Origin of the sequence: Algoriphagus sp. (assembly GCF_024305035.1) — a bacterium.
Classification (GTDB): Bacteria; Bacteroidota; Bacteroidia; order Cytophagales; family Cyclobacteriaceae; genus Algoriphagus.
The window spans coordinates 176,983-179,444 of record NZ_JAMWZB010000001.1; the positions used below are offsets into that span (position 1 = coordinate 176,983).

Genomic DNA, 2,462 nt, shown 5'->3' on the forward strand with positions numbered 1-2,462 from the left:
GTATTTGAATACAATGGAGTAGATGCAGAGACTTTTTACCTCACCGATCCCTATTTGGCTGGAACGGGTAGTACACTTTCGAGCCCGACGGTTCAATCAAGTAATGCCTTTACAAGTAGCAGAAGCAATACCTCGCTCAATATTTCATGGACTAGGGGGGATGGCACCAATCGAATTTTGATTGGAAGAAAAGATGGACCGGTCAATGTAGAACCACAGGATTTTCAAAATTATTCCTCTTCTTCCACCTATGGGCTAAGAGAAATAGGGACAGAAAACTATGTTTTATATACTGGTACCGGAAATAATGTAAATGTGAATAGTCTGGAACAATCGACAAATTATCACTTTGCATTATTCGAATATAACGGGAGTAGCGCCAAACAATACCTTCGTCCCGGATATGCATTTTCTTTGGAGACCTTTGGCGAGCGACCGACCGTGCAAGTATCCAATGCCACCTATTCAAATATCACTTCGGAGTCTCTCACTGTCGAATTTACAAAAGGAAATGGAAGCTCCAGACTAGTCTTGGCCAAAAAGGGAGAATCGGTGGATGCCGGTCCGAGTGATTTTAATAGTTACTCCGAAAGTGGAGTATTTGCTCAAGGGGATGAATTGGGAGAGGGGAATTTTGTCGTTTTTAATGGAGATTTAGAATCCTTTGACCTTTCTGGTTTGGAGCCTGCTCAGAATTATTTCTTTGCTTTCTACGAAGCTGCTTTGACAGACCGAGGCCCCATTTTTATGGCTCCTCCCTACACCTCTTCGGTCAAAACCGAATCTTTATTGGACATTGGGGTTATTGAAGTACTGGGCTTGCAGTCAGATTGTGATCTTACAAAACCTATTTTTCCAATTGTCAGGCTAGAACGGTTTTCAAGTCCACCCATCGGCAATTTTAAGTTGGGTATAGCCATCAATGGAGAAACGGTTCTATTAGAGGATGTTAATGAGAGGTTTCAAGATCCCAACCAAACGATTGATGAGTATCAATTTGTCAATTCCCTTGATCTTTCCCAAAAAGGAACCTACGAAATCCGGGTATTTTTGGACTATCCGGAGGACACTAATGAAAGCAACAACGAACTTACCTTGGTCACGGAGCACTATCCGACTCCTGAAACAACAATCACCGCAGACTTGCTGACTTGCCCGGGAGTACCTGTCCAATTAGATGCAAGCGGAGGAGTAAGCTATCAATGGAGTACTGGAGAGACTTCCTCTTCCATCTCAGTTGCACCTACTTCTACCACTAGCTACACGGTATTGATTACGGATGAGAATGGCTGTTCTAAGCAAGAGAGTGTTACTGTAGAAACCGAGACAGACCCATGTGCTTGTACCAGCTGTCCCGACGGATTCGATTGTTTTCAGGGAGTGTGCTTTGAGCCTACCTATCAGCTTACAGTTTTGGTGACAGATCCAGATGGTGTTCTTCTCCCAAATGTGTTGATTAAAAACGAATTAGGCGAAATTGTAGGGATCACAAGTTTGTCAGAGGATGGTGATGGAAGCTTGGAGATTGTTGGGGAATATAAAGATGGAGAAACCTTACAGATTTCAAAGATTGGTTATAAAGACCTTAATTATGTTTTTGTAGCAGCCTTGGGAACCTATCTTGAAATAGTTCTAATCCCCGACTGCGAGATATCCTGTCCAGAGAACCAAGTCTGTCATTCGGGGATTTGTGAGTATGAAACCATCTACTTAGCAGGCCATGTAGTTGATAAATTCTCTGGAGAACCTATTGCAGATGTCAAAGTGGAACCATCAGGGGAGTTTGGTGGTCCTGTCATCTTTGAAAAAACCGATCAATCGGGCTATTTCATGATCAAAATTAAGAGTGGCGAAGACCTTTATTTTTCAAAAACAGGTTATGTGGCAGAAGTTTTACCTGACTTGAGGGTAGGATCTTTGGACTTACTCATTTCATTGGAGACAGGCGAAAGCGGGATTTATTGTCCGATTGGAAGTCAGGAATTTTATGGGGAATGTCGGTTTAATTGTGTAAGTAATCAGGATTGTCCTCCTGGAACTATCTGTGTAGGAGACGGTCTGTGTTTGGAACCTGATGATTTGTGCTTGGTGACTAACTGTCCTGAGGGGACGGTTTGTTATCAAGGGCAATGTTTAGAGGATCCAATAATTATCACAGGGAGGGTTACGGATCTCAATTCCCTCGAAAACCTTGAGAATGTTTCCATCAGCTTGGCTTCTGGAGGTGAAACGCTTTTCACCACATCCGAAAATGGGCAGTACCAAGTAGTCATTGATTCAGGCGAACAATTGCAATTTACTGCTGCAGGTTATAGTTCCATCACCACGGATCCGATTTTAGCGAGCAATTCCAATTTGGTTATCGAAATGGAAACGCTTGAATGTGAAGGAATTTCCTGTCCTCCGGGATATTTCTGTGAAAATGGATCCTGTGTTCCTAGATTATACGCGATCACCGGAGA

General features: G+C 42.9%; 1 protein-coding gene. It reads left to right on the forward strand.

The genetic code is table 11. The features are described from left to right. On the forward strand, positions 1-2,462 hold a 2,462-nt coding region (locus Q0L00_RS00775; protein WP_297334944.1), incomplete at both ends, for a hypothetical protein.